This window comes from Pseudomonas sp. B21-012 (assembly GCF_024749305.1).
Taxonomy (GTDB): Bacteria; Pseudomonadota; Gammaproteobacteria; order Pseudomonadales; family Pseudomonadaceae; genus Aquipseudomonas.
Map to the genome: position 1 here is coordinate 4,958,339 of NZ_CP087197.1, position 19,378 is coordinate 4,977,716.

At 63.6% G+C, this 19,378-nt stretch carries 19 protein-coding genes; 7 read left to right on the plus strand and 12 right to left on the minus strand.

Annotated elements, in window-relative coordinates; genetic code table 11:
* The first annotated feature begins 66 nt into the window (after nt 1–66).
* Nucleotides 67–1,044, plus strand: a complete 978-nt coding sequence (locus tag LOY37_RS22610; protein WP_258715757.1) for a D-glycerate dehydrogenase — start codon at nt 67–69, stop codon at nt 1,042–1,044.
* On the opposite strand, the gene LOY37_RS22615 is transcribed toward LOY37_RS22610, so the two are convergent.
* Entirely contained in the window at nt 1,041–1,409 is a 369-nt protein-coding gene (locus LOY37_RS22615) for a hypothetical protein (protein WP_258715758.1), read from the minus strand. The two genes, LOY37_RS22610 and LOY37_RS22615, sit on opposite strands and share 4 nt — an antisense overlap.
* Nucleotides 1,410–1,591: 182 nt before the next feature.
* Between LOY37_RS22615 and LOY37_RS22620 the strand changes: the two genes are divergently transcribed.
* Nucleotides 1,592–2,101 carry a DUF2165 family protein gene (locus LOY37_RS22620; RefSeq protein ID WP_258715759.1) on the plus strand — a complete coding sequence of 170 codons (510 nt, stop codon included), beginning with the start codon at nt 1,592–1,594 and terminating at the stop codon, nt 2,099–2,101.
* Nucleotides 2,102–2,202: 101 nt separating this feature from the next.
* Here LOY37_RS22620 and LOY37_RS22625 read toward each other — a convergent pair whose 3' ends face one another.
* A complete protein-coding gene (locus LOY37_RS22625) occupies nt 2,203–3,105 on the minus strand; it encodes a DMT family transporter (RefSeq protein ID WP_258715760.1) in 903 nt (300 codons plus the stop codon).
* A gap of 137 nt (nt 3,106–3,242) precedes the next feature.
* Between LOY37_RS22625 and LOY37_RS22630 the strand changes: the two genes are divergently transcribed.
* Nucleotides 3,243–4,118: an AraC family transcriptional regulator gene (locus tag LOY37_RS22630; RefSeq protein WP_258715761.1), complete on the plus strand. Its 876-nt coding sequence runs from the start codon at nt 3,243–3,245 to the stop codon at nt 4,116–4,118.
* Here LOY37_RS22630 and LOY37_RS22635 read toward each other — a convergent pair.
* The 7 genes from LOY37_RS22635 to LOY37_RS22665 all read right to left on the minus strand — a co-directional run bounded on the left by LOY37_RS22635 (nt 4,115) and on the right by LOY37_RS22665 (nt 12,424).
* The gene (locus tag LOY37_RS22635; RefSeq protein ID WP_258715762.1) at nt 4,115–6,517 is read right to left on the minus strand and encodes a TonB-dependent receptor; all 2,403 of its coding nucleotides are present in this window, start codon (nt 6,515–6,517) and stop codon (nt 4,115–4,117) included. The two genes, LOY37_RS22630 and LOY37_RS22635, sit on opposite strands and share 4 nt — an antisense overlap.
* 105 nt (nt 6,518–6,622) lie before the next feature.
* Nucleotides 6,623–7,597 (minus strand): FecR domain-containing protein, encoded by a 975-nt coding sequence (locus LOY37_RS22640; protein ID WP_258715763.1) that lies wholly within the window; start codon nt 7,595–7,597, stop codon nt 6,623–6,625.
* The gene (locus LOY37_RS22645) at nt 7,594–8,157 is read right to left on the minus strand and encodes an RNA polymerase sigma factor (RefSeq protein ID WP_258717221.1); all 564 of its coding nucleotides are present in this window, start codon (nt 8,155–8,157) and stop codon (nt 7,594–7,596) included. Before LOY37_RS22645 ends, LOY37_RS22640 begins: the two co-directional genes overlap by 4 nt.
* Nucleotides 8,158–8,179: 22 nt before the next feature.
* On the minus strand, nt 8,180–8,506 hold the full coding sequence (locus tag LOY37_RS22650) for a DUF3325 domain-containing protein (RefSeq protein ID WP_258715764.1): 327 nt from the start codon (nt 8,504–8,506) through the stop codon (nt 8,180–8,182).
* Nucleotides 8,506–10,080 (minus strand): PepSY domain-containing protein, encoded by a 1,575-nt coding sequence (locus LOY37_RS22655; RefSeq protein WP_258715765.1) that lies wholly within the window; start codon nt 10,078–10,080, stop codon nt 8,506–8,508. Before LOY37_RS22655 ends, LOY37_RS22650 begins: the two co-directional genes overlap by 1 nt.
* Nucleotides 10,077–10,382, minus strand: coding sequence for a DUF3649 domain-containing protein (locus LOY37_RS22660; RefSeq protein WP_045197184.1), 306 nt, complete (start codon nt 10,380–10,382; stop codon nt 10,077–10,079). Before LOY37_RS22660 ends, LOY37_RS22655 begins: the two co-directional genes overlap by 4 nt.
* A gap of 74 nt (nt 10,383–10,456) precedes the next feature.
* Complete coding sequence (locus LOY37_RS22665) at nt 10,457–12,424, minus strand: ligand-gated channel protein (protein WP_258594848.1); 1,968 nt, start codon at nt 12,422–12,424, stop codon at nt 10,457–10,459.
* Nucleotides 12,425–12,643: 219 nt separating this feature from the next.
* Here LOY37_RS22665 and LOY37_RS22670 point away from each other — a divergent pair, with 219 nt between their 5' ends.
* The 4 genes from LOY37_RS22670 to LOY37_RS22685 all read left to right on the plus strand — a co-directional run bounded on the left by LOY37_RS22670 (nt 12,644) and on the right by LOY37_RS22685 (nt 17,081).
* A complete protein-coding gene (locus LOY37_RS22670) occupies nt 12,644–13,138 on the plus strand; it encodes a sigma-70 family RNA polymerase sigma factor (protein ID WP_195884996.1) in 495 nt (164 codons plus the stop codon).
* Nucleotides 13,135–14,067 carry a FecR domain-containing protein gene (locus tag LOY37_RS22675; protein WP_258715766.1) on the plus strand — a complete coding sequence of 311 codons (933 nt, stop codon included), beginning with the start codon at nt 13,135–13,137 and terminating at the stop codon, nt 14,065–14,067. Before LOY37_RS22670 ends, LOY37_RS22675 begins: the two co-directional genes overlap by 4 nt.
* A gap of 91 nt (nt 14,068–14,158) precedes the next feature.
* Entirely contained in the window at nt 14,159–16,498 is a 2,340-nt protein-coding gene (fecA, locus tag LOY37_RS22680) for a TonB-dependent Fe(3+) dicitrate receptor FecA (protein WP_258715767.1), read from the plus strand.
* A 178-nt stretch (nt 16,499–16,676) separates the two neighbouring features.
* On the plus strand, nt 16,677–17,081 hold the full coding sequence (locus tag LOY37_RS22685; protein WP_045197178.1) for an HPF/RaiA family ribosome-associated protein: 405 nt from the start codon (nt 16,677–16,679) through the stop codon (nt 17,079–17,081).
* Nucleotides 17,082–17,137: 56 nt separating this feature from the next.
* Here LOY37_RS22685 and LOY37_RS22690 read toward each other — a convergent pair whose 3' ends face one another.
* Genes LOY37_RS22690 through LOY37_RS22700 form a run of 3 tightly spaced genes read right to left on the minus strand, consistent with a single transcriptional unit; the run spans nt 17,138 to nt 19,376 of the window.
* Nucleotides 17,138–17,530, minus strand: coding sequence for a hypothetical protein (locus LOY37_RS22690; RefSeq protein WP_258715768.1), 393 nt, complete (start codon nt 17,528–17,530; stop codon nt 17,138–17,140).
* A 14-nt stretch (nt 17,531–17,544) separates the two neighbouring features.
* Nucleotides 17,545–17,952, minus strand: coding sequence for a hypothetical protein (locus LOY37_RS22695; protein ID WP_258715769.1), 408 nt, complete (start codon nt 17,950–17,952; stop codon nt 17,545–17,547).
* On the minus strand, nt 17,949–19,376 hold the full coding sequence (locus tag LOY37_RS22700) for a PAAR domain-containing protein (protein ID WP_258715770.1): 1,428 nt from the start codon (nt 19,374–19,376) through the stop codon (nt 17,949–17,951). Before LOY37_RS22700 ends, LOY37_RS22695 begins: the two co-directional genes overlap by 4 nt.
* Nucleotides 19,377–19,378: the final 2 nt, after the last annotated feature.

Here is a 19,378-nt window from a genome sequence, read left to right on the forward strand (position 1 = left end):
CTGCACAGCGGCGGTGGAGAATGATAGCGTGCTACCCATTCTCCACCGCCCGCAGAGATTTCGCCGATGAAAAAGACCGTCCTTGCCTTCAGCCGCATCACCCCGGCGATGGTCGAACGCCTGCAGCAAGACTTCAACGTGATCGTGCCGAACCCCAAGCTCGGCGACATCAGCGCCCAGTTCAACCAAGCCCTGCCCCAAGCGCATGGCCTGATCGGCGTCGGCCGCAAGCTCGGCCAGGCGCAGCTGGAAAACGCCAGCAAGCTGGAAGTGGTCGCCAGCGTCTCGGTGGGCTACGACAACTATGACCTGGCCTACTTCAACCAGCGCGGCATCGCCCTGACCAACACCCCCGACGTGCTTACCGAAAGTACTGCCGACCTCGGTTTTGCCCTGCTCATGGGCGCGGCGCGGCGGGTCGCCGAGCTGGATGCCTGGACCAAGGCCGGGCAGTGGCAAGCCACCGTCGGCCCGGCGCAGTTCGGCAGCGACGTGCACGGCAAGACCCTGGGCATCGTCGGCCTGGGCAATATCGGCGCGGCCATCGCCCGGCGCGGGCGCTTCGGCTTCAACATGCCGGTGATCTACAGCGGCAACAGCCGCAAGCCAGCGCTGGAGCAGGAACTCGGCGCGCAGTACCGCAGCCTTGATGAACTGCTGGCTGAAGCTGATTTCGTCTGCCTGGTGGTGCCACTGGGGGCGCAGACCAAACACCTGATCAGCCGTCGCGAGCTGCAGTTAATGAAACCCAGCGCGTTTCTGATCAACGTCTCCCGTGGGCCGGTGGTCGATGAAGCGGCGCTGGTCGAAGCCTTGCAGACCGGCACTATTCGCGGCGCCGGGCTGGATGTATACGAGAAGGAGCCGCTGGCCGAATCACCGCTGTTCCAGCTGAAAAACGCCCTGACCTTGCCGCATGTAGGTTCGGCTACCGCTGAAACCCGCGAGGCCATGGCCAATCGGGCGATTGATAACCTGCGCAGCGCCTTGCTCGGTGAACGGCCACGGGACCTGGTCAATCCGCAGGTGTGGAAGTCGGCCTAATCAACCACCCTTACCGTTACCCGTGGTGAAATCTGCGACGGCAGGCTGAGCACCGAGAGATCGAAAAACAGCACACCAGTACCGCCCAGCGCGCTTTGCAAATAGCGCCTGGGCAGTACGAAGTCGTGCCCGCGATAGTCTTCCCAATGCTCGATTGCATGCGAGTCCGAGAAAGTTTCCGGCTCTCCTCCCGGTGGAAAACCAATCCAGCCAAGCAGCAAGGTTGCCCCTTGAGAGCCCTGCAAGCCTGGCAAGGCGTAACCACTGAGCGTCAGCCCCGCCTCGCCCACCTGGGAAAGGCTGACCGTCCAGCTCGCATCTTTGAGCGTGGGCGGCGCGACCACCGGTTTATCGGACTTGCCCATTATCACTTCCATGACCGTTGCCTCGAACGCGGCGGATGTGTTGTGCAAGCTACGCCTTTGGCACGCCCTTGAAACCTGGCACTTTTGCCAGGTACCGCTAATCAGCTGCAACGGCTACATCGCTGTAACGAACCTGAAATTTCAGACTCCATAAGCGTGTTTAGCCTAAGGTCACCAACAGCATGGAAACCTTCTCGACTCACGGATTGATCCGCCTCGGCAAAATACTGCTCACAGCGTTCATCGGGATCTTCGGTGCGCTAGTGGTATTCGGCAACCTCACCGACTACGCCAGCAACTTTGTCTTCGTCCAACACACCTTGAGCATGGACACGACCTTCCCGGGCAATGCCCTGCTCTACCGCTCAATCACCTCGCCGCCTCTGCACCACCTGTTCTACTGGTTGATCATTGCCGCCCAGGCCCTCTGTACCTTGTGCTTCGTAGTCGGTGCCTGGCAGATGTTCAAACACCGATGTGCCGACGCCCGACACTTTCACAAGGCCAAGCGCTTCGCCGTTGCCGGTTGCCTGCTGGGGCTGCTGATCTGGTACCTGTTCTTCCAGGTGGTGGGCGGTGAATGGTTTGCCATGTGGCAATCCGCGCAGTGGAACGCCCTGGCCACTGCGGGGAGGATCGTCGACTTTCTGTTCGCCACGCTGATTTTCATCAGCCTCAAAATAGATGATTGAGGCCGGTTGCCAACAATGCTCCTGCTTGAGCCGGCCCCTGTGGGCTGGCTGTACCGGCCCCATCGCGGGTCAAGCCCGCTCCCACAGGTTCGGTGCGATAGCTACCGCAAGGCCACCACCGGCTCGACCACCTTGGGCCGGGGTTTGCGAAACACCAGCACATTGCCCAGCATCACCAGCACCAGGCCGGCCAGCGCGGGCGCCGTCCATCGGTAACCCTCATAGAACGCCGAGACGTTCAGCGCCACCAGCGGGAACAACACCGTGCAGTAAGCGGCCCGCTCCGGGCCCATGCGCCCGACCAGAGTCAGGTAGGCGGTAAAGCCGATCACCGAGCCCGGAATCACCAGGTACATCAGCGAACCGATGTAGCGCGTGTTCCATTCCATGGCGAACGCAATACCGCTGACCAGGCAATACAGGCCAAGCATGCTGGCGCCATAGAGCATGCCCCAGGCATTGGTGGTCAGCGGGCGCAAACCGGCTTTTTGTTGCAGGCTGGAGAGCATGTTGCCGGCCGAAAAGCACAGGGTTCCCAGCAGCGCCAGGCCCAGGCCGATGATGGTTTCACGGCTGGCGGCATGCCCGGACAGCTCGGGCCAGAACAACAGGCCCAGCCCGGCCAGGCCGAGGGCGCCACCGGCCAGCACATTGGCGGCCACCTTCTGGCCGAAGAACACCCGCGCATTCAGCGCGTTCCACAAGGTCGCGGTAGAGAACACCACGGCGATCAGGCCGCTGGGTATCCACTGGCTGGCGGTCAGAAAGCACATGAAGTTGACGCAGAACAGGCACAAGCCCTGGGCCAGGCAGATCATGTGACCGCGACGGTTCATCGGTTGCAGACGGCGGCTGAGCAGCAGAATGACAAACAGCACCAGCGCCGCCAGGGCAAAGCGGTAGACGATCGACACCGGGATGGCGACCACCCCCAGTTGCAGCTTCAGGGCAATCCAGGTGGTGCCCCAGATCAGCACAGTGAGCAGGTATAACGACAGGTTCATGGCGGCACTCCTCAATTCCAGGCCACCAGTGTGCAGCCGCCCGCTGCACCGGCACTTGCACATTCTTGCGCTTTTACGCAGGCAGCAGCTGTCAGCCCGGGCGCGGCGGAGTAGGATGGCCAACAGAGGTAGCGACCATGACACCGTTGGACCAGCTGCAAGTCTTCAAAGCCATGCACGACTCACCCCATGCCCGCCTGGAACACAGCGCGCACCTGGGGGACGGCCTGGCGGCAGCCCTGTGGAACAACCGCCACGACGCCCGCGACTACGAAGCGCCCAGCCATCACACCCTGTCGTGCTACATCGCCGACGGCACCGGCACCTTTCGCCGCGACCGCCCCGGCCACACCGGCTCGCCCGACAAACTGTGCATCATGCCTGCCGGTTCCGCCTCGCACTGGGTGGTCAACGGCTCGATCCGCCTGGCGCACCTGTATATCAGCCAGGAGCAGTTCGCCCTCGGCTGCGTCAGCCTGCTGGACCGCGAACCGCGCGAGCTGCAATTGCAGGAAGCGACCTTTCTCGACGATCCCGAGCAGGCCCGGCGCTTTCGTCAGTTGATTGCCCTGGACTGGGACGAGCCCGCCGAACGCCTGCTGACCAGCAGCCTGGCCCACGAGATTCTCGACCACGCCCTGCTCAGCCAGGTCGGCCTGCGCCAGGGCCTGCGCCTGAAGGGCGGGCTGGCCGCGCACCAGCGCCGGCAACTGAGTGAATATGTCGAAGGCCACCTGGATCAGCCGCTGAGCCTTGGTGAGCTGGCGACGCTGTGCAACCTTTCCGAGTACCACTTCGCGCGAATGTTTCGTCAAAGCTTCGGCCTGCCGCCGCACCAGTACCTGCTGGCCCGGCGCCTGGCCAAAGCGCGGCAATTGCTCCGCCATGGCCAACTGCCGCTGGGCGAAGTGGCGCTGCTGTGCGGCTTTGCCAGCGCCAGCCATTTCAGCAACCGCTTCCGCCAGGCCCTGGGAGCAACGCCCGGCGCCTACCGGGCGGCCTTCAGCGCTTAGAATTCGAGGGTGCTGGACAGGCTGACCTGGCGCGCATCGCCCACCGAGACAAAGTTGCGGTTCACCGCCGAGCTGTAATAGGTGCGGTCGAACACGTTCTTGACGTTCAATTGCAAGCGCACCTTGTGTTCGTCCAGGCGGGTTTCGTAACTGGCGAAGGCATCGGCGACGGTGTAGCCCGGCAGCTCGAAATCGTTCTCGGCGTTGCCGGCCCGCTCACCGACATAGCGCGCCCCGGCGCCCAGGCGCAGGCGGTCGCCACCGAACAGGCTGCCGGCGTCATACACCGCCGACAGCGAGCCGCTGTGGCGCGCCACGTTCTGCAGGCGATTACCTTCAAGCGTCGGGTCCTGGGTGACTTCGGCGTCGATGAAGGCATAGTTGCCGATCAGGCTCCAGCGCTCGCTCAACTGCCCGGTCAGGTCCAGCTCGATGCCGCGCGAGCGCACCTCGCCGGCGTTGCTGTAGAGCGTGTCGCCGGTAGCGGAATCGAAGTTGGCCACCAGCACGTTGCGCTTGCGGATGTCGAACAGCGCCAGGGTGCCGGTCAGTGCCCCCGGCATGTCGAGCTTGGCGCCCAGTTCCCAGGATTTACCCTCCTCCGGTTCGATCCCCGAATCCAGCACCAGGCCGCCGGTCAGCGGGGCAATGCTGGAGTTGGGCTTGAACGATTCGCTGTAGCTGCCATACAACGACAGCTGCTCGTCAACCTTGTACACCAGCCCCACCCGCGGCACCCAGGCCTGACCGTTGGTGTTGGTATTGGCCTTGAACGGCCGCCCGCGCCCGGCGAGCTGGTCGTACATCTGGTAGCGCGCACCGGCGACCAGAATCCAGTGTTCATCGAGGTGGATAGAATCCTGGAAGAACAACGAGTCGCTGCGCAGCTTGTCGGTCTGTGCGCTGTCGCTGTCGCGCACGCTGGTGCCCTCAACTTCGCGGCTATACACCGGGTCGAGGTAACTGAAAGTGCTGAGGCTGCCCTGGCGGATCAGGTCGGCGCGGTAGACTTTGCGGTACTCATTGTCGAGGCCGAGCAGCAGGTCATGCTGCATGCCCGCCAGTTGCACCTTGCCCTCCAGGCTTGCGGTGGCGAAACGGTCGCTGCTGAGCGCGCCGCGGGTGCCGTCCATGCTTCGGCTCAGGGTGCCGCGGGCGGCGTTGACGGCGGTCACCCGCACCTGGCTGGCGTCGTAGGTTTCGCGGTTGTAGCTGAAGCCGAAGTGGGCTTTCCAGTCGTCCGCAAGCTGATGATCGACTTCCAGGCGGTAAAGGTCCGAGCGCCCTTGCATGTCGTTGAACGGCTCGTCCAGGCGCCGGGTGCTGGGGATGTCCAGCGGGTGGTTGGTGCGCGGGTCGATGGCCGTGCCGCGGTCGAACGGGTAGAGAAACTCGCGGTGCTCGTAGGCCAGCAGCACCTGGGTGTCTTCGCCGAACCAGGCCAGCGACGGCGCCACCAGCGATTCACGGTGGGTACCAAAGTTGCGCCAGTAGTCTTCGTCTTCATGGTCGAGCACCAGGCGGTAGGCGAAGTTGCTCTGGCCCAGGGCACCCGTGCTGTCCAGGCCGCCACCGCTGCCGTTCTTGCCGCTGCCATAGGTCGAGCCGCGCAGGTTCAGGGCGTTGTATTGCTGCAGTTGCGGGCGCTTGCTGACCACGTTGATCACCCCGCCGGGGTCCTGGATGCCATACAGCAACGAGGCCGGACCCTTGAGCACTTCGACCCGCTCAGTGCTGGCATTGAGGCTGCGGCCCTGCACGATCGGCATGCCGTCACGCATGATCGAGCCGTCACGGTTGTCGCCAAAGCCGCGCTTCATCACCGTATCCTGGGTGCCGCCGAAGTTGTTGCCCTGGGTCACACCGCTGACGTTGGCCAGGGCATCGTCGAGGTTGCGCGGGGTCTGGTCCTTGAGCACCTGGGCCGGCACCACGTTGATCGCCTGGGGCGTCTGCATGATCAAAGCCTGGCTGCGCATCACCGAGCTGCTGGCTGGCGGCTGGTAGCTGTAGTCGGCATCGGCTTGCGAGTTCACCGTGGTCGCGTCGAGCTTGAGCGCAGCGCCGGCATCGAGTGGTTCGAGGGTCAGGGTGCGGGCATCGACCCGGCGTGCGGCAAAACCGGAATTGCCCAGCAGTTGCTGCAGGGCCTGCTCGGCGCTGAGGCTGCCGTGCAGGGCCGGGGCGTTGAGCGCCGGCAGGTCGGTGGTATAGATCACGCTTTGCCCGGTCAGCCGGCTGAAGTCATTGAGCGCCTGCACCAGCGGCTTGCTCGGCTGGGCAAACACATAGACCTGCTGCGCGGCCACCGCGCCCAGGGGGAATGCGCCCGCTGTGGCCAGGGCCGAGACACTGAGCCAGATTGAAAAGCTGCGCGCTGCCGAGGGGGTGAACTTCATGACCGGTAACCTGTGAAGGAGTGACGTTTATGCGAATGAATCGCACTTTCACTCACTACACGGTTGTCGCGCGAACTTACCTCATCAGTTTTCTGAAAATATTTTTCAGCGGATCAGCGTCACCCGCTCCAGCAGGGTATTGCGCTTGAAGCCCAGCACCGCGCCGAGCGAATCCAGCGCCGCCAGCGGCTGGCTGGCCGGGAAGCTGCCGCTGACCTTGCGTTTGCCCAGTTCGCTGTCGAGCACGATGATGCGCCCTGGATAGTAGCGGGCCAGGTCGTCGATCACCGTGCTCAGCGGCACCTGGTAGTAATTGAGCCAGCCTTGGCGCCAGGCCAGGCGCGATTCGCTGTCCACCGCTTCGACGGCGCTGGCGGTGCCGTGGCGGTAGGCCACCTGCTGGCCGCCGCTCAGCTGTTGCTGCAAGCGCCCGGGCTCGGCGGTCACCGCCACCCGGCCATCGAGCACGGTGACCCGCGCGCCGTCATTGTGCTTGCGCACCTCGAAGCGGGTGCCGAGTACCCGCGTCTCGCCCTTTGCCGCCTCGACCACGAACGGCGCGCCGGTGTGGGTGACATGAAAGAACGCCGCGCCACGGCGGATCGTCACCTGGCGCTGACCATCGCTGAAATCTACCGACACGGCGCTGCCAGCATCCAGGGTCATGTGCGAGTTGTCGGCCAGCACCACTTCCTCGACTTGCCCCGGCGCCGTGACGTAATCCGCCTGCAGGTCATCCAGCCAGTAGGCCGGATGCCAGCCGGCAGCGGTGCCCAGCGCCAGTACCAGGCAGGCAGCGGCAGCCAAGGTGGCGACACGGCGCCAGGTGCGCCCCGCTGGCGGTTGCTGCATGGCGCGCAAATAGCCTTGCAAGGCCGGGTCGTCCTCGGCTGCCAACAGGCTCGCCGGCGCTTCGCTCAGGCGCCACAACGCCTGGGCCTGGGCATAGGCGCGGCCATGGGCCGGATGGGCGAGCAACCAGCGCTTGAACTCGGCGCGCTCGGCCAGTTGCGGTTGCTCGTTGATCCGGCTCAGCCAGCCCAGTGCGGCCTGGTGCTGCGCGGCGGTGATGTCAGTCATGGTGCTTTCCCTGGCTTGCGGGTGCTGGCCGGCGGCAGCTCGATACTCGCCTTGCACGCCTCCAGTGCGCGCATCATATGTTTTTCCACCGCACTCTGGGACAGGCCCATGGCCTTGGCGATCTCGGCGTACTTGCGCCCGTGAATGCGGTTGAGCAAGAAGATCTGCCGGGTACGCTCGGGCAGTTGGCGCAACGCCGCCTCGATGCGCTGCAGGTCGCTGTTTACCTCCAGGGCCACTTGCGGTGCGCTGACATGCTCGTCGGCCACCTCCAGTTGCAGGCTGTCGTTGACCCGCTCGCGGGCACCTTCGCTGCGCAGGTGATCGATGGCGATATTGCCGGCGCAGCGCAGCAGGTAGGTATCGAGCGCCTCGACCTTGACCTGCGGCCGGCGCCAGAAGCGCAGGAACAACTCCTGGATCAGGTCCGAGGCGGTGGCCCGGCAGCCGATGCGGCGGCTGACCAGGGCTTCCATCTGCGCCCGTTGGGCGAGAAACACCTGCACAAATCGCGCGCGCCCGCTGGCCCCGTCGGTGTCGTTGCCACCTTCGGCGGGCAGATCGAGCGGCTCGTTGACCAAGCTACAGCGACGCCAGGGCAGTCAATGGCGCCAGCACCACGCTGGCCGCCGCCAGGCCGAGCAGCAGGCGCGGCTGGTAAGGCAGGAGGAACACCCACAGGGTGACGCCGGCCATCAGCACCGCGAACAGCTCGACCAGGCCCATGGCCCAGCCGCTGTGGCGCACCGCCAACAACAGCGCCAGGGCCAGCAGCGCCCAGCCTGCCACCCGCAGCGCCGCACGCCGCGCATTGCTCGGTGGCTGTCCGAGCAGGTCCTTGTAGTGTTTCTCCATAGCCAGGCACAGCGCGGCGAAACCGGAAAAACCAAACAGGGCAATAGCCAGCATCAGTTCACCTCGCTTTCAATCAACGTGCCAGGCGCGGCCTTGGGCTTGCGCTTGGGCGCGACTAGCGGCGCCCGCCACATCTTGCTGGCAGCCCAGGCCAGGAACAGGCCGCTGGCCAAGGCGGTCAGGTCGAAACCAGCCATGGCCCAGTCGCCGACGGCGAGCGAGTGGTTCAGGCCCTGGCCGGTGGTCAGGCCGTTGAGCAGCGGCAAGCCCGCCCACATCAGCGCGCCGAGGCCCAGTTGCTCGGCCCAGGCTCGGCGGCCGCGGCGCAGCATGGCGTGCACCAGCGACAAGGCCCAGAGCAGGAAGAAGCAGTTGGTCTCCCAGTCGGCACGGCCTTCAAGGTCGATCGGCAACAAGCGGTTGGCCCAGAAGAACGCCGCCACACCCAGCAGCAGGCCGCTCATGCTGGCGATGTTGAGCACCTCGACCAGGCGCAGCTCGAACGGCTGGGTGCCGCTCTTGGCATGCTTGAGCTGGCGCTTGCCCAGCCACATGACCAGGCCGGTGCCGATCACTGCGGTGCCGGCCAGGCCAAAGAAGAAGTACAGCCAGCGCAGCCACGGCCCGGCGAAAATGCCCATGTGCAGGCCGTACATGCCGCCGGAAATCAGCACCGGCGTGGCCTCGATCTGGCTGCCGCCCTCAAGCGTGCCGTTAACCCCGTCAAACAGCCAGCCACCGCCGCGCTGGTGAGCGATACGGTCACCGGCATGGCGGGCAAACCGGACCCGGGCGTTCTGGTCACCGGGGTTCTGTACCTCGACCCAGGCAAGATTGGCCCCGGGCGCCTGCTCCTGGACCTTGGCGTACAGCTGCGGCAAGGGCAGCAACGGCGCCGCGGTGCCGGCGGCCTGGACCTGGCTCTGGCCGCCGAACAGGTCGTTGAAAAAGCCACGGGTATTGTCGCCATAGCTGGCGATGATGCTGGCCGGCATGACCATGGCCATAAAGATCACCAGGCTGCTGTAGCTGATCATCAGGTGAAACGGCAGCACCAATACGCCGATGGCGTTATGCCCGTCAAGCCAGGAACGCTGGCCCTTGCCCGGGCGGAAGGTGAAGAACTCCTTGAAGATCTTCTTGTGGGTAATGATCCCGGTCACCAGGCCCAGGAGCATGATGAACGCGGCAAAGGTCGACAGCCAGCGGCCCCAGGGGTGAGGCATCTCCAGCTGGAAATGGAAACGGTAGAAAAAATTGCCGCCACGGGTTTCGCGCGCCTGCAATTCGGCGCCGGTGGCAGGGTCGAGGGTTTTGGAAGTGAAGTCGCGGCGCCCGCCTCCAGCCTTGGGCCAGCTCACGCTCAGCGCCGGTTCGCGAGCGTTGGGCAACTCGATGAACCAGCTGCCCGCAGTCGGCGCATGCTCTTGCAGGTAGCGTTGGGCCAGGTCCAGGCTGGCCGCCGGATCCAGCGCCCGGCTGGGCACTTCTGGCTGGGTCCAGTGGCTGATTTCTTCCTTGAAGTAGGACATGGTCCCGGTCAGGAAAATCGCAAACAGCAACCAGCCGAAGATCAGCCCGGTCCAGGTATGCAGCCAGGCCATGGCCTGGCGAAAGCCCTCTTTCATGGGTTTTTCATCCAGTAGGCCAGGCCGCTGATCATCGCCAGCACCAGGCTCGGCACCAGTACTCCCAGCCAGGCCTGCCAGGCACTACGACAGGCGAAGCACCAGAGAAAAGCCACCAGGTAGAACAGGAACGACAGCATCATGCCGCTGATCACCGCCTCGGCACGCGGTACCGGCAACAGCAGGGTGATACAGACGCTGGCCATGGCCGCCAGCAGGTAGCCACCGAACACGGCAGCCAGGCTGCGGGAAGTCACGGCCAGGCGATAGCTGATGGGCAGCCCGGCGGCTTTGCTTTTCATGGCATCGGTCCATTACGAGAAGCGCACAATAATAATGATTTATATTCTCATAAGCAAAACCGCAGGCCGGCCGATCAGAACGACAGGTCGACGCCCATGGTGTAGCGGCGGCCGTCCAGCACGGTCTGGTAGTTGTCGTAGTCCACTTCCTTGTTGAAGACGTTGTACACACCGGCCAGCAGCTTGACGTTCTTGGTCACCCGGTAGGTGCCGCCGAAGTCGACGAAAGTGTACGACGGCGTGCCGTCGGACATGGTGGTGCGGCCCAGGTAGTCCGAGGTCTTGCCGCGGTAGTTCAGGCGCGCCCAGGTGCCCAGCTGGTCGGTGGCCTGCCAGTCGAGGGTGGCGTTGAACATGTGCCGCGGCATCTGGTTCAGGGCCTTGCCTTTCTGCGGGCCGCTCTTCTGCTCGGAGGCGGTGAAGGTGTAGTTGGTGGCCAGCGACACGGTCTGGGTGATGTCCCAGTCCAGGGTCGCTTCGATGCCGCGCATCTGCGCCTCGTCAACGTTGACCCGGTCACTGATGAACTTGTACGAGGTACCGCCGATCTGGCACTGGCCCGAGGCATTGCCGGTGCTGTCGGTGCAGCGGCGGGTCTCGGTGATCTTGTCCTTGAAGTCGGTGTTGAACAGGGTCAGGCCGGTGGAGAATCCTTCGAGGTTGTCCCAGATAAAGCCGATTTCCTGGCTCAGGCTCTTCTCCGGCTTGAGGCTGGAGTTGCCGACGATGATCGCCGGGTCGCCACCGCCACCGGTGATCTGGCCCCAGTCATCGACGGCGGCGCGGATGTCCGGCGAGCGGTAGCCGCTGGATACACCACCCTTGATGGTCCACTGCTCGGTCGGGTGGTAGACCCCGTACAGGCGTGGCGACCAGTGCGTGCCGTAGTTCTCGTCGCGGTCCATGCGCAGGCCACCGGTCAGGGCGAAGGCTTCGGTCAGACGCCATTCGTCTTCGGCAAACAGGGCCCACGACCAGCGGGTCAGCTGGTTGACGCTGGCCGCCGAGGCCAGTTGGTTGCCTTCGTCGCTGAGGTCTTCGTACTTGTACTGGCCACCGAAGGTGGTGATGTGCGAATCGCTGAAGAACGACACCTGCGAATTGAGCACAGTGTTTTCCAGCTCCATGCGCCGGCCCGGGTTCTCGATCTTTTCGCGCTGCAGGTAGCTTTCGCTGGTAAGGCTGTCCCAGCGCCCGGAATGGGTGATGGAAAAGTTGGTACGGTCGTAGTCGTTACGGCTGGCGGAACGACTGGCCGAACGGCCGACGTGGGAGTTGCGCTCCTGCTCGGACTTGCCCGCTTCGAGGGTGATGTCGTTGTGTTCATCCGGGGTGAACGACAGCTTGGCCGTGGCGCTGTCGGTGCTCTGCTCGTTGAAGCCGTTGACGATATGGTCTTCGTCGCGGCGCGAGCGCTGGCCGTACAGCTGCAGGCCGACCAGGTTGTCGACCAGGGGCCCGGAGATGAAGGCGTTGGTGCTGTTGTAGTTGCCCGAGTCGGAGCGGTCCTGGAAGGTTGCTTCGGTGCGCACGCCGCCGTACCACTGCGGGGTGACCTTGCGGGTGATGATGTTGATCACCCCACCCATGGCGTCGGAGCCATACAGCGAAGACATCGGCCCGCGCACCACTTCGATGCGCTCGATGGCTTCCAGCGGCGGCATCCAGCCCTGTTCGATACCGGCGCCATCACTGTTCGGGCGGGTGGCGCGCGAGTCCTGGCGTTTGCCGTCGACCAACATCAGGGTGTACTTGGAGGCCATGCCGCGAATGCTGATGTCGCTGGAGCTGGCGCCACCGGTGACCACCACGCCCGGCACATCGCGCAGGGCATCGGTGACGTCACGGTAGGACTTGTTCTCGATCTGCTCGCGGGTAATCACCGAAATCGATGCCGGCGCATCCTTGATCTGCTGGGAGAAACCCGACGCAGTGACCACCATGTTGTCCAGCTCCAGCGGCTGGTTCTGGGCAGTGGCTTGCGCGGTGTAGAGCGAGCAGAGGGTAAGCGCGAGGCAGGATTTACTGAAAGTCGGGGACACGAGGACCTCTCCCTGAGAAATGTAAAGGTTGCGTAAATTCATCTAGGGAGCGAATGCTATTCATTCTCAAATGTGAGTAAAGCGTATTTACGTTTTTTACATTTCCCCGATCCTCTGCTACGCCCGTCAGTCAGGCACCGATTGCCGAGTAGTGGCACCTTTCACTACAATGCGAACAATTCTTATTCTGTTGCGCATCCCGGCGCCGGAGTGTTCACGGTGCCCAGCGCTCCCTCTTCCTCGCTCGAAGGCCTCTACCTCGACCATCACAACTGGCTGACCGGCTGGTTGCGCCGGCGTCTGGGCTGCCCCGACAGTGCCGCCGACCTGGCCCAGGACACCTTCATGCGCCTGCTCCAGGGCCGCGAAACGCCGCTGCTCAACGAGCCGCGGGCGTTCCTCACCACCGTCGCCAAACGCGTACTTTGCAACCATTACCGCCGCCAGGACCTGGAGCGCGCCTACCTCCAGGCGCTGGCGCAGTTGCCCGAAGCACTGGCACCGTCGGAAGAACACCGGGCAATCATTTTCGAAACCCTGCTGGAGCTCGACCGCCTGCTCGACGGCCTGCCACTGGTGGTCAAGCGCGCGTTCCTGATGGCCCAGGTCGACGGCCTGAGTTACGCCGAGATCGGCGCGCAACTGGGCATCTCCCTGGCCACGGTCAAGCGCTACCTGAACAAGGCGGCCATGCGCTGTTACTTCGCCCTGTGAACGGCCATCAGGAGTTTTCCCCGCAGGTGGCCGAACAGGCCGTGCACTGGCTGATCGAGCTGCAGGGCGGCGCCCTCGATGCGCGTCAGCAACAGGCCCTGCAGCAATGGTTGCAGGCCGACGACAACCACCAGCGCGCCTGGGAGCACATCCAGCGGGTCAACCAGCGTTTGCGCGGCTTATCCTCGCCCCTGGCCCACGCCGCGTTGCAGGCGCCACGTTCGGCCAGCCGCCGCCGGGCGCTGAAAACCCTGCTGATCCTCGGGGTCGGCAGCGCCAGTGGCCTGGCCTTGCAGCAGCACAACCCGTTGCCGACATTGCTCGCCGATTACCGCAGCCCGGTCGGCGAACGCCGGCGCCTGGCTCTGGACGACGGCAGCCTGCTGCAGCTCAACACCCGCAGCGCCGCCGACGTGCGTTTCGATGCCAGCCAGCGCCTGGTGCACCTGCTCGAAGGTGAACTGCAACTGACCGTGGCCGGCGATAGCCGACCGCTGCAACTGCGCAGCGAATACGGCCTGCTGAACCTGGGCAACGGCCGCTACAACCTGCGCCAGTTCGCCGGCTACAGCCAGTTGGCGGTGTTCGAAGGCAGCGCCAGCCTGGCCGGCAATCGCCTGGGGGCGGGCCAGCAAGCGCGCTTCAACGGCCCGCATTGGCAGGCCAGTCAGGCCCTGGACAGCAACCTCGGGGCCTGGGTCGACGGCATGCTGGTGGCTGCGCACATGCCCCTTGGCGCGTTTCTCGACGAGCTCGGCCGCTACCGCCGCGGCCAGCTCAACTGTGCACCCGAGGTAGCCAATTTGCTGATCTCCGGCAGTTATCCACTGGCCGACAGCGAACGCATTCTCGACCTGCTCGAGGTGGCACTGCCGGTGCGCGTGCGGCGCTTTACCCGCTACTGGGTGACGGTCGAAGCGCGGGCCTGAACGTTTTTTTCCACTGACCTGAGCCGTTTTCACCTCTCGCGTGACAGAGAAGGCAGAACCCTTTGCTTCGACCTTCTCAAGGACCTTCTGCATGCCCCTTCGACCGAGTCCACTTGCCCAGGCCATGCGCACCCTGCTGCTGGGTGCCAGCCTGAGTTTCAGCGCCGTTGCCGCCCAGGCAGCCGAGGCCCCGGCGCGCACTTACCAGATCGCCCCGAGCACGCTGGAAAACGCCCTGAACCAGTTCGGCCGTGAAAGCGGCGTGCTGATCTCGTTTGGCTCGCAGCTCACTCGCGGTGTGCATAGCCCCGGCCTGCAGGGCCAGTACAGCCCGCAGCAGGGTCTCGATGCATTGCTGCAAGGCACCGGCCTGCACGCCCGCGCCGAAGGTGACAACGCCTTCAGCCTGCAACCGCTCGCGGCCCCCAGCGCGCCGGTCGAGCTCGGCGCCTCCACCGTGGTCGGCGACTGGCTGGGCGCGGCGCAGCAAGACAACGTCTTCGAACATGCCGGTGCCCGCGATGTAATCCGCCGCGAAGAATTCGAGCGCAGCGGCGCCACCACCGCGCGCGAAGTGCTCAACCGCATCCCCGGGGTCAACGCCCCGGAAAACAACGGCACCGGCAGCCACGACATGGCGCTGAACTTCGGCATTCGCGGGCTCAACCCGCGCCTGGCCTCGCGCTCGACGGTGCTGATGGACGGCATTCCGGTGCCGTTCGCACCCTATGGCCAGCCACAGCTGTCGTTCGCTCCGATCAGCATGGGCAACATGGACGCGGTGGACGTCGTGCGCGGCGGCGGCGCGGTGCGCTACGGCCCGCAGAACGTCGGCGGCATCGTCAACTTCGTGACCCGGGCGATCCCCGACGAGCCGACGGTGAAAGCCGGTTTCCAGACCCAGACCAGCCCGTCGTCCAGCCACGACGGCTTCAAGACCAGCGCCAACCTGCTCGCCGGCGGCACCAACGCCAACGGCCTGGGCGGCGCCCTGCTGTACTCCGGCAGCCGTGGCGGTGACTGGCGCGAGCACAGCGACACGCAGATCGACGACCTGATCCTCAAGGGCAAATACCAGCTCGACGAAGCCAACAGCCTGCACGCCATGGCCCAGTACTACGAAGGCGAAGCGCAGATGCCTGGCGGCCTGAGCGTTGCCGACTACGATGCCGACCCGTACCAGTCGACCCGCCTGCAGGACAAGTTCTGGGGCCGCCGAACGATGTTCAACTTCGGCTATGACTACAAGGAAGACGCCCGCCAGTTCAGCGTCAACAGCTTCTTCACCAAGACCCTGCGCAGCGGCTATCTGGACCAGGGCAGCTTCGTCTCGCTGTCGCCGCGCGAGTACTGGGTACGCGGCATCGAAACACGCTTCTCCCAGGGCTTTGCCCTCGGCGAGAGCTGGCATGAAGTGGGCGTCGGTTACCGTTACGTCAACGAAGCCGGCCACGAGCTGCGCTACCGCGAGCCGATCGCTGCCAACCAGTTGCCGACCAGCGCCAGCCGCAACGACCGCGACACCCGTGGCAGCACCGAAGCCCACGCGCTTTTCCTCGATGACCGCATCGACATCGGCCAGTGGACCATCACCCCGGGCGTCCGCTACGAAATGATCGATTCCGAGCAGTCGAACACACTCAACGGCCAGCGCTACCAGGGCGACTACAACACCGCGCTGCCGGCGCTCAATGTCATGTACCACCTGACTGACAGCTGGAACCTGTACGCCAACACCGAAGGCTCGTTCGGCAGCGTGCAGTACAGCCAGATGCCCAACCGGGTCAGCAGCGGCGAAGTGAAACCGGAAAAAGCCCGCACCTGGGAACTGGGAACCCGCTACGACAACGGCAACCTGCAAGCCGAGATCGGCGCCTTCCTGATCAACTTCGACAACCAGTACGAAAGCAACCAGACCAACGATTCAGTGATCGCCCGCGGCGAAACCCGCCACCAGGGCATCGAGACCAGCGTCAAGTACGCCCTCGAAGGCCTCAACCCGGCGCTGGCAGGTTTCGACGTGTATGCCACTTACGCTTTTGTCGACGCTAAAATCCGCGAAGACGGGCCGAACAAGGGCAATCGTGTGCCCTTCTCCTCGCGTCACAAAGGCACCTTGGGCATCGGTTATACCGAAGGCCAGTGGCGGCTCAACCTCGACAGCAGCTACCAGAGCGACCAGTTCGCCGACAACGCCAACACCGCGGCCGAAAGCGCTGACGGCAGCACCGGGCGCATCCCCGGCTACATGCTGTTCAGCAGCCGCGCGGCCTACGATTTCGGCCCGCAACTGTCGAACCTCAACGTCGCCGTGGGGGTGAAAAACATCTTCAATCACCAGTACTACACCCGCTCGTTCGACGACAACAACAAGGGCAAGTACGTGGGGGAACCCCGTACGGTATACCTGCAGACCTCCGTCGCGTTCTGATCCAGCGCATGCAAAAGCCCGGCCTGTGCCGGGCTATTTGCTACAAGATATTTTTATTTCAAAAGGGCTTGAATTGTTTGGCCAAGTGCCTGACCTTGTAGTCAAGAGGCGATGGTTGTCACAGGCCGCCAAGGCCCCATCGATTCTCTTGCGAGCTAGCTGAATAAGGGATTGAACTATGCAAATCCAGGTCAATAGCGACAACCATATTCAAGGCAACATCCGGCTGGAAGAGTGGGTCCGCAGCACGGTAGAAAGCACGCTCGAACGATATGACGAAGACCTCACCCGCATCGAGGTCCACCTGCGCGACGAGAACGGCGACAAGCCAGGTCCGCACGACAAACGCTGCCAGATGGAGGCACGCCCAAAAGGCCATCAACCGATTTCCGTAAGCCACAAGTCCGCATCCCTCGACCAGGCTGTCGAAGGCGCCGCAATCAAACTGAACCACGCCCTGGAGCACTTCTACGGCAAACTGCGCAGCAAACGCGCGGTGGCCCAGCAAAGCATCGACGGCGCCCAGAATGACGGGCTGTTGCAGGAAGAGTTCCTGGAGAACGAGCAAGCTCGTATCAACTGAACAAGCAGCAACGCAGACGGTAAAAAGGCGAGCCCATGGGGCTCGCTTTTTTTTGCTCAGGTTTTTGAAAGCTTGATCAGGCCGACACCGATAAACATCCAGGCTGAGCCAATGATGATCAACCAGGAAGCAATCAATAATCGTCGCCGAAGCCGTGGAGGAAAGTTGCGCAGATCTTCTGCATCCATCATTCCCAGGCGGATACAGAGCTTTGGATAAAGCATTGCACCGCAAATCGTGCTGAGCAAATAACAGCGCGATTTCAACCTGGTGGTCCCCCAGAACGGTATCTGCTGCTTGAGCCAGAGACTGTTTGGGAGGCTGGCAATGACGAGGTCGAAGTCCCGGCTGCGGGCGATGTAGGTCTCCATGGCTACGCCGGCTATACCCATCACGAAAGGAGTCAGCATGAAGGCAAATGCCCACCAAGAGTCCCAGAAGCTGCTCACAGTTCCAGCCAGCACTAGCGTTGCACCAACAGCTTGATCAAGGCAAATCCGATAAACAACCAGGCTGATCCAATGATTGTCAGCCAGGAAGCCACTAGCATTTTGCGTCGAAGGTACCGAGGGAAGTTACGTAACTCTTCGGCATCCATCATCCCTGATCGAACACTGAGTTTCGGATAGAGCAATGCTCCGCTGATTGTACTAAGCAGATAGCAACGTGACCTCCAACCTGTCGTCCCCCAGAAAGGCATCTGCTGTTGAAGCCAAAAACTCTTTTGCAGGCTCGCAATCATGGTCTCAAAGTTTCGACTTAAGGCAAGGTAGGTACTCATTGCCACACCAGACATCATGATCACGAACGGCGTGAACAAGAAGGCGAATCGTAACCCTGGATGCCAGGAATAATAGAAGTCAGGCGTCATGGTCCCGTCCAATTGTAAAGTTCCTCCCCCGTGAACTCCCCAACCTTGCCCACCCCATACCCTCCAATCAGCGAGCCACCACCAACCAGAACAATTCCACAAATCGCTCCTCCAACCCCAGCACTGGTAGCGGCAGCAATTCCGCATACAGCTACAGCCGCCTTCCCTCCCCAATAGGCACCAGCAGCACCACCCGCCACCCCCCCAGAGAAACTCCCAGCCTCAGTAAATCGAATCTTCTTGCATTCCTCCGTCTCCCCCGCTCTACACACTTCCTGCACTTTGAGAACCGACGCGCCACCCCCCAGGGCAATACCGACATACCCACCGTGCTTAAGGTATTTCGCGGTCCGGGATACCTGCTCAAGGTGCGTGGCATAACCCGGGATCTCTCCCGGCGCACCGGCACGGCTCCAGTGGTGAACCAGGCTTTTGGTCGAGATGCCGAGGTCTCGACGCAGGCTCTCGTAATTGCCCAGGTTCAATGGCTTGTTGAGAAACGCCGTCTTCAACTGGGCATCCAGCTGGCGGTACAGCTGTTGGCGGGAGGCGAAAAACTGCGGGCTGTTCAGATGCCCGTAGGTGCTGAACGAGCGCTGATGCAGCTGTTCAAGCGCACGCAGGCTGTTTTCAACCTGGCTCAAACCATGACCGAGCATGTCCTTGCCGACGCCCATCGACTGGCTGGCGCCGCTGAACAAGCCGGCGATTTCACCCTGGTAGCGGACCATGAAGTTGGCCTCCTCCTCGGTCAGCGGCGCCAGCACCTCGCGCACTTGGGCGGCAGCGGCCATCAGTTGCGCTTCCTCGCGGGTACAACTCATGCCGTTGTCGGGGTCGCCGAGGACGAACAGCTCACCGGCCTTGAAACCTTCGGCGAAGCTGGGGTTAAGCCGCTGCAGCCGGGCGCTGAGGTAGCGGTTTTCGCCGCCAAGCCGGGCCAGCACCTGCTGGCCCGACATGCTGCGTGGCACCACATAGAAGCCAGGCTCCAGCGTGCCGGGCGCACTGGACATGGCTGAAGCGGGCCCGGTCGTACCGATGACAGCTGGCCTGAGCGTCGCCGCAGGCGGCTTGAAGGCCTGGCCAGCCGGCGCGGCAAAGCCGCCCGCTACCGGCGCCGCTCTGGCGCCGCCGCCATCCAGCGGCGCTACCAGGCGGTTGCTGCCGGCCGGGCAGCCGCAGTCGACCTGCGCACCATCAAAGGCGATCGGCAGCCCGTTGATGGTCCAGTCAGCATACCCTTCGGCAATCTTGCCGGCCTGGCCGCACTCCGGGCATGGCGTGGTGGCATCCCCCAGGCGCAGGCTGCCGACCCCGTTCTGCAGGTGGCTGGACTGGCTGCTGAGGCAGGTCGCGCCGCTGGTGGTCGGGTCGCCATGCTGCCCGGCGCCGCGACCATTGAGGTTCAGGCGATAAACCATCG

What these genes read in the sequence shown, in the direction of transcription:
- LOY37_RS22610 (WP_258715757.1), top strand. Translation starts at nt 67, where the DNA reads ATGAAAAAGACCGTCCTTGCCTTCAGCCGCATCACCCCGGCGATGGTC.
- LOY37_RS22615 (WP_258715758.1), bottom strand. Translation starts at nt 1,409, where the DNA reads ATGGGCAAGTCCGATAAACCGGTGGTCGCGCCGCCCACGCTCAAAGAT.
- LOY37_RS22620 (WP_258715759.1), top strand. Translation starts at nt 1,592, where the DNA reads ATGGAAACCTTCTCGACTCACGGATTGATCCGCCTCGGCAAAATACTG.
- LOY37_RS22625 (WP_258715760.1), bottom strand. Translation starts at nt 3,105, where the DNA reads ATGAACCTGTCGTTATACCTGCTCACTGTGCTGATCTGGGGCACCACC.
- LOY37_RS22630 (WP_258715761.1), top strand. Translation starts at nt 3,243, where the DNA reads ATGACACCGTTGGACCAGCTGCAAGTCTTCAAAGCCATGCACGACTCA.
- LOY37_RS22635 (WP_258715762.1), bottom strand. Translation starts at nt 6,517, where the DNA reads ATGAAGTTCACCCCCTCGGCAGCGCGCAGCTTTTCAATCTGGCTCAGT.
- LOY37_RS22640 (WP_258715763.1), bottom strand. Translation starts at nt 7,597, where the DNA reads ATGACTGACATCACCGCCGCGCAGCACCAGGCCGCACTGGGCTGGCTG.
- LOY37_RS22650 (WP_258715764.1), bottom strand. Translation starts at nt 8,506, where the DNA reads ATGCTGGCTATTGCCCTGTTTGGTTTTTCCGGTTTCGCCGCGCTGTGC.
- LOY37_RS22655 (WP_258715765.1), bottom strand. Translation starts at nt 10,080, where the DNA reads ATGAAAGAGGGCTTTCGCCAGGCCATGGCCTGGCTGCATACCTGGACC.
- LOY37_RS22660 (WP_045197184.1), bottom strand. Translation starts at nt 10,382, where the DNA reads ATGAAAAGCAAAGCCGCCGGGCTGCCCATCAGCTATCGCCTGGCCGTG.
- fecA (WP_258715767.1), top strand. Translation starts at nt 14,159, where the DNA reads ATGCCCCTTCGACCGAGTCCACTTGCCCAGGCCATGCGCACCCTGCTG.
- LOY37_RS22685 (WP_045197178.1), top strand. Translation starts at nt 16,677, where the DNA reads ATGCAAATCCAGGTCAATAGCGACAACCATATTCAAGGCAACATCCGG.
- LOY37_RS22695 (WP_258715769.1), bottom strand. Translation starts at nt 17,952, where the DNA reads ATGACGCCTGACTTCTATTATTCCTGGCATCCAGGGTTACGATTCGCC.
- LOY37_RS22700 (WP_258715770.1), bottom strand. Translation starts at nt 19,376, where the DNA reads ATGGTTTATCGCCTGAACCTCAATGGTCGCGGCGCCGGGCAGCATGGC.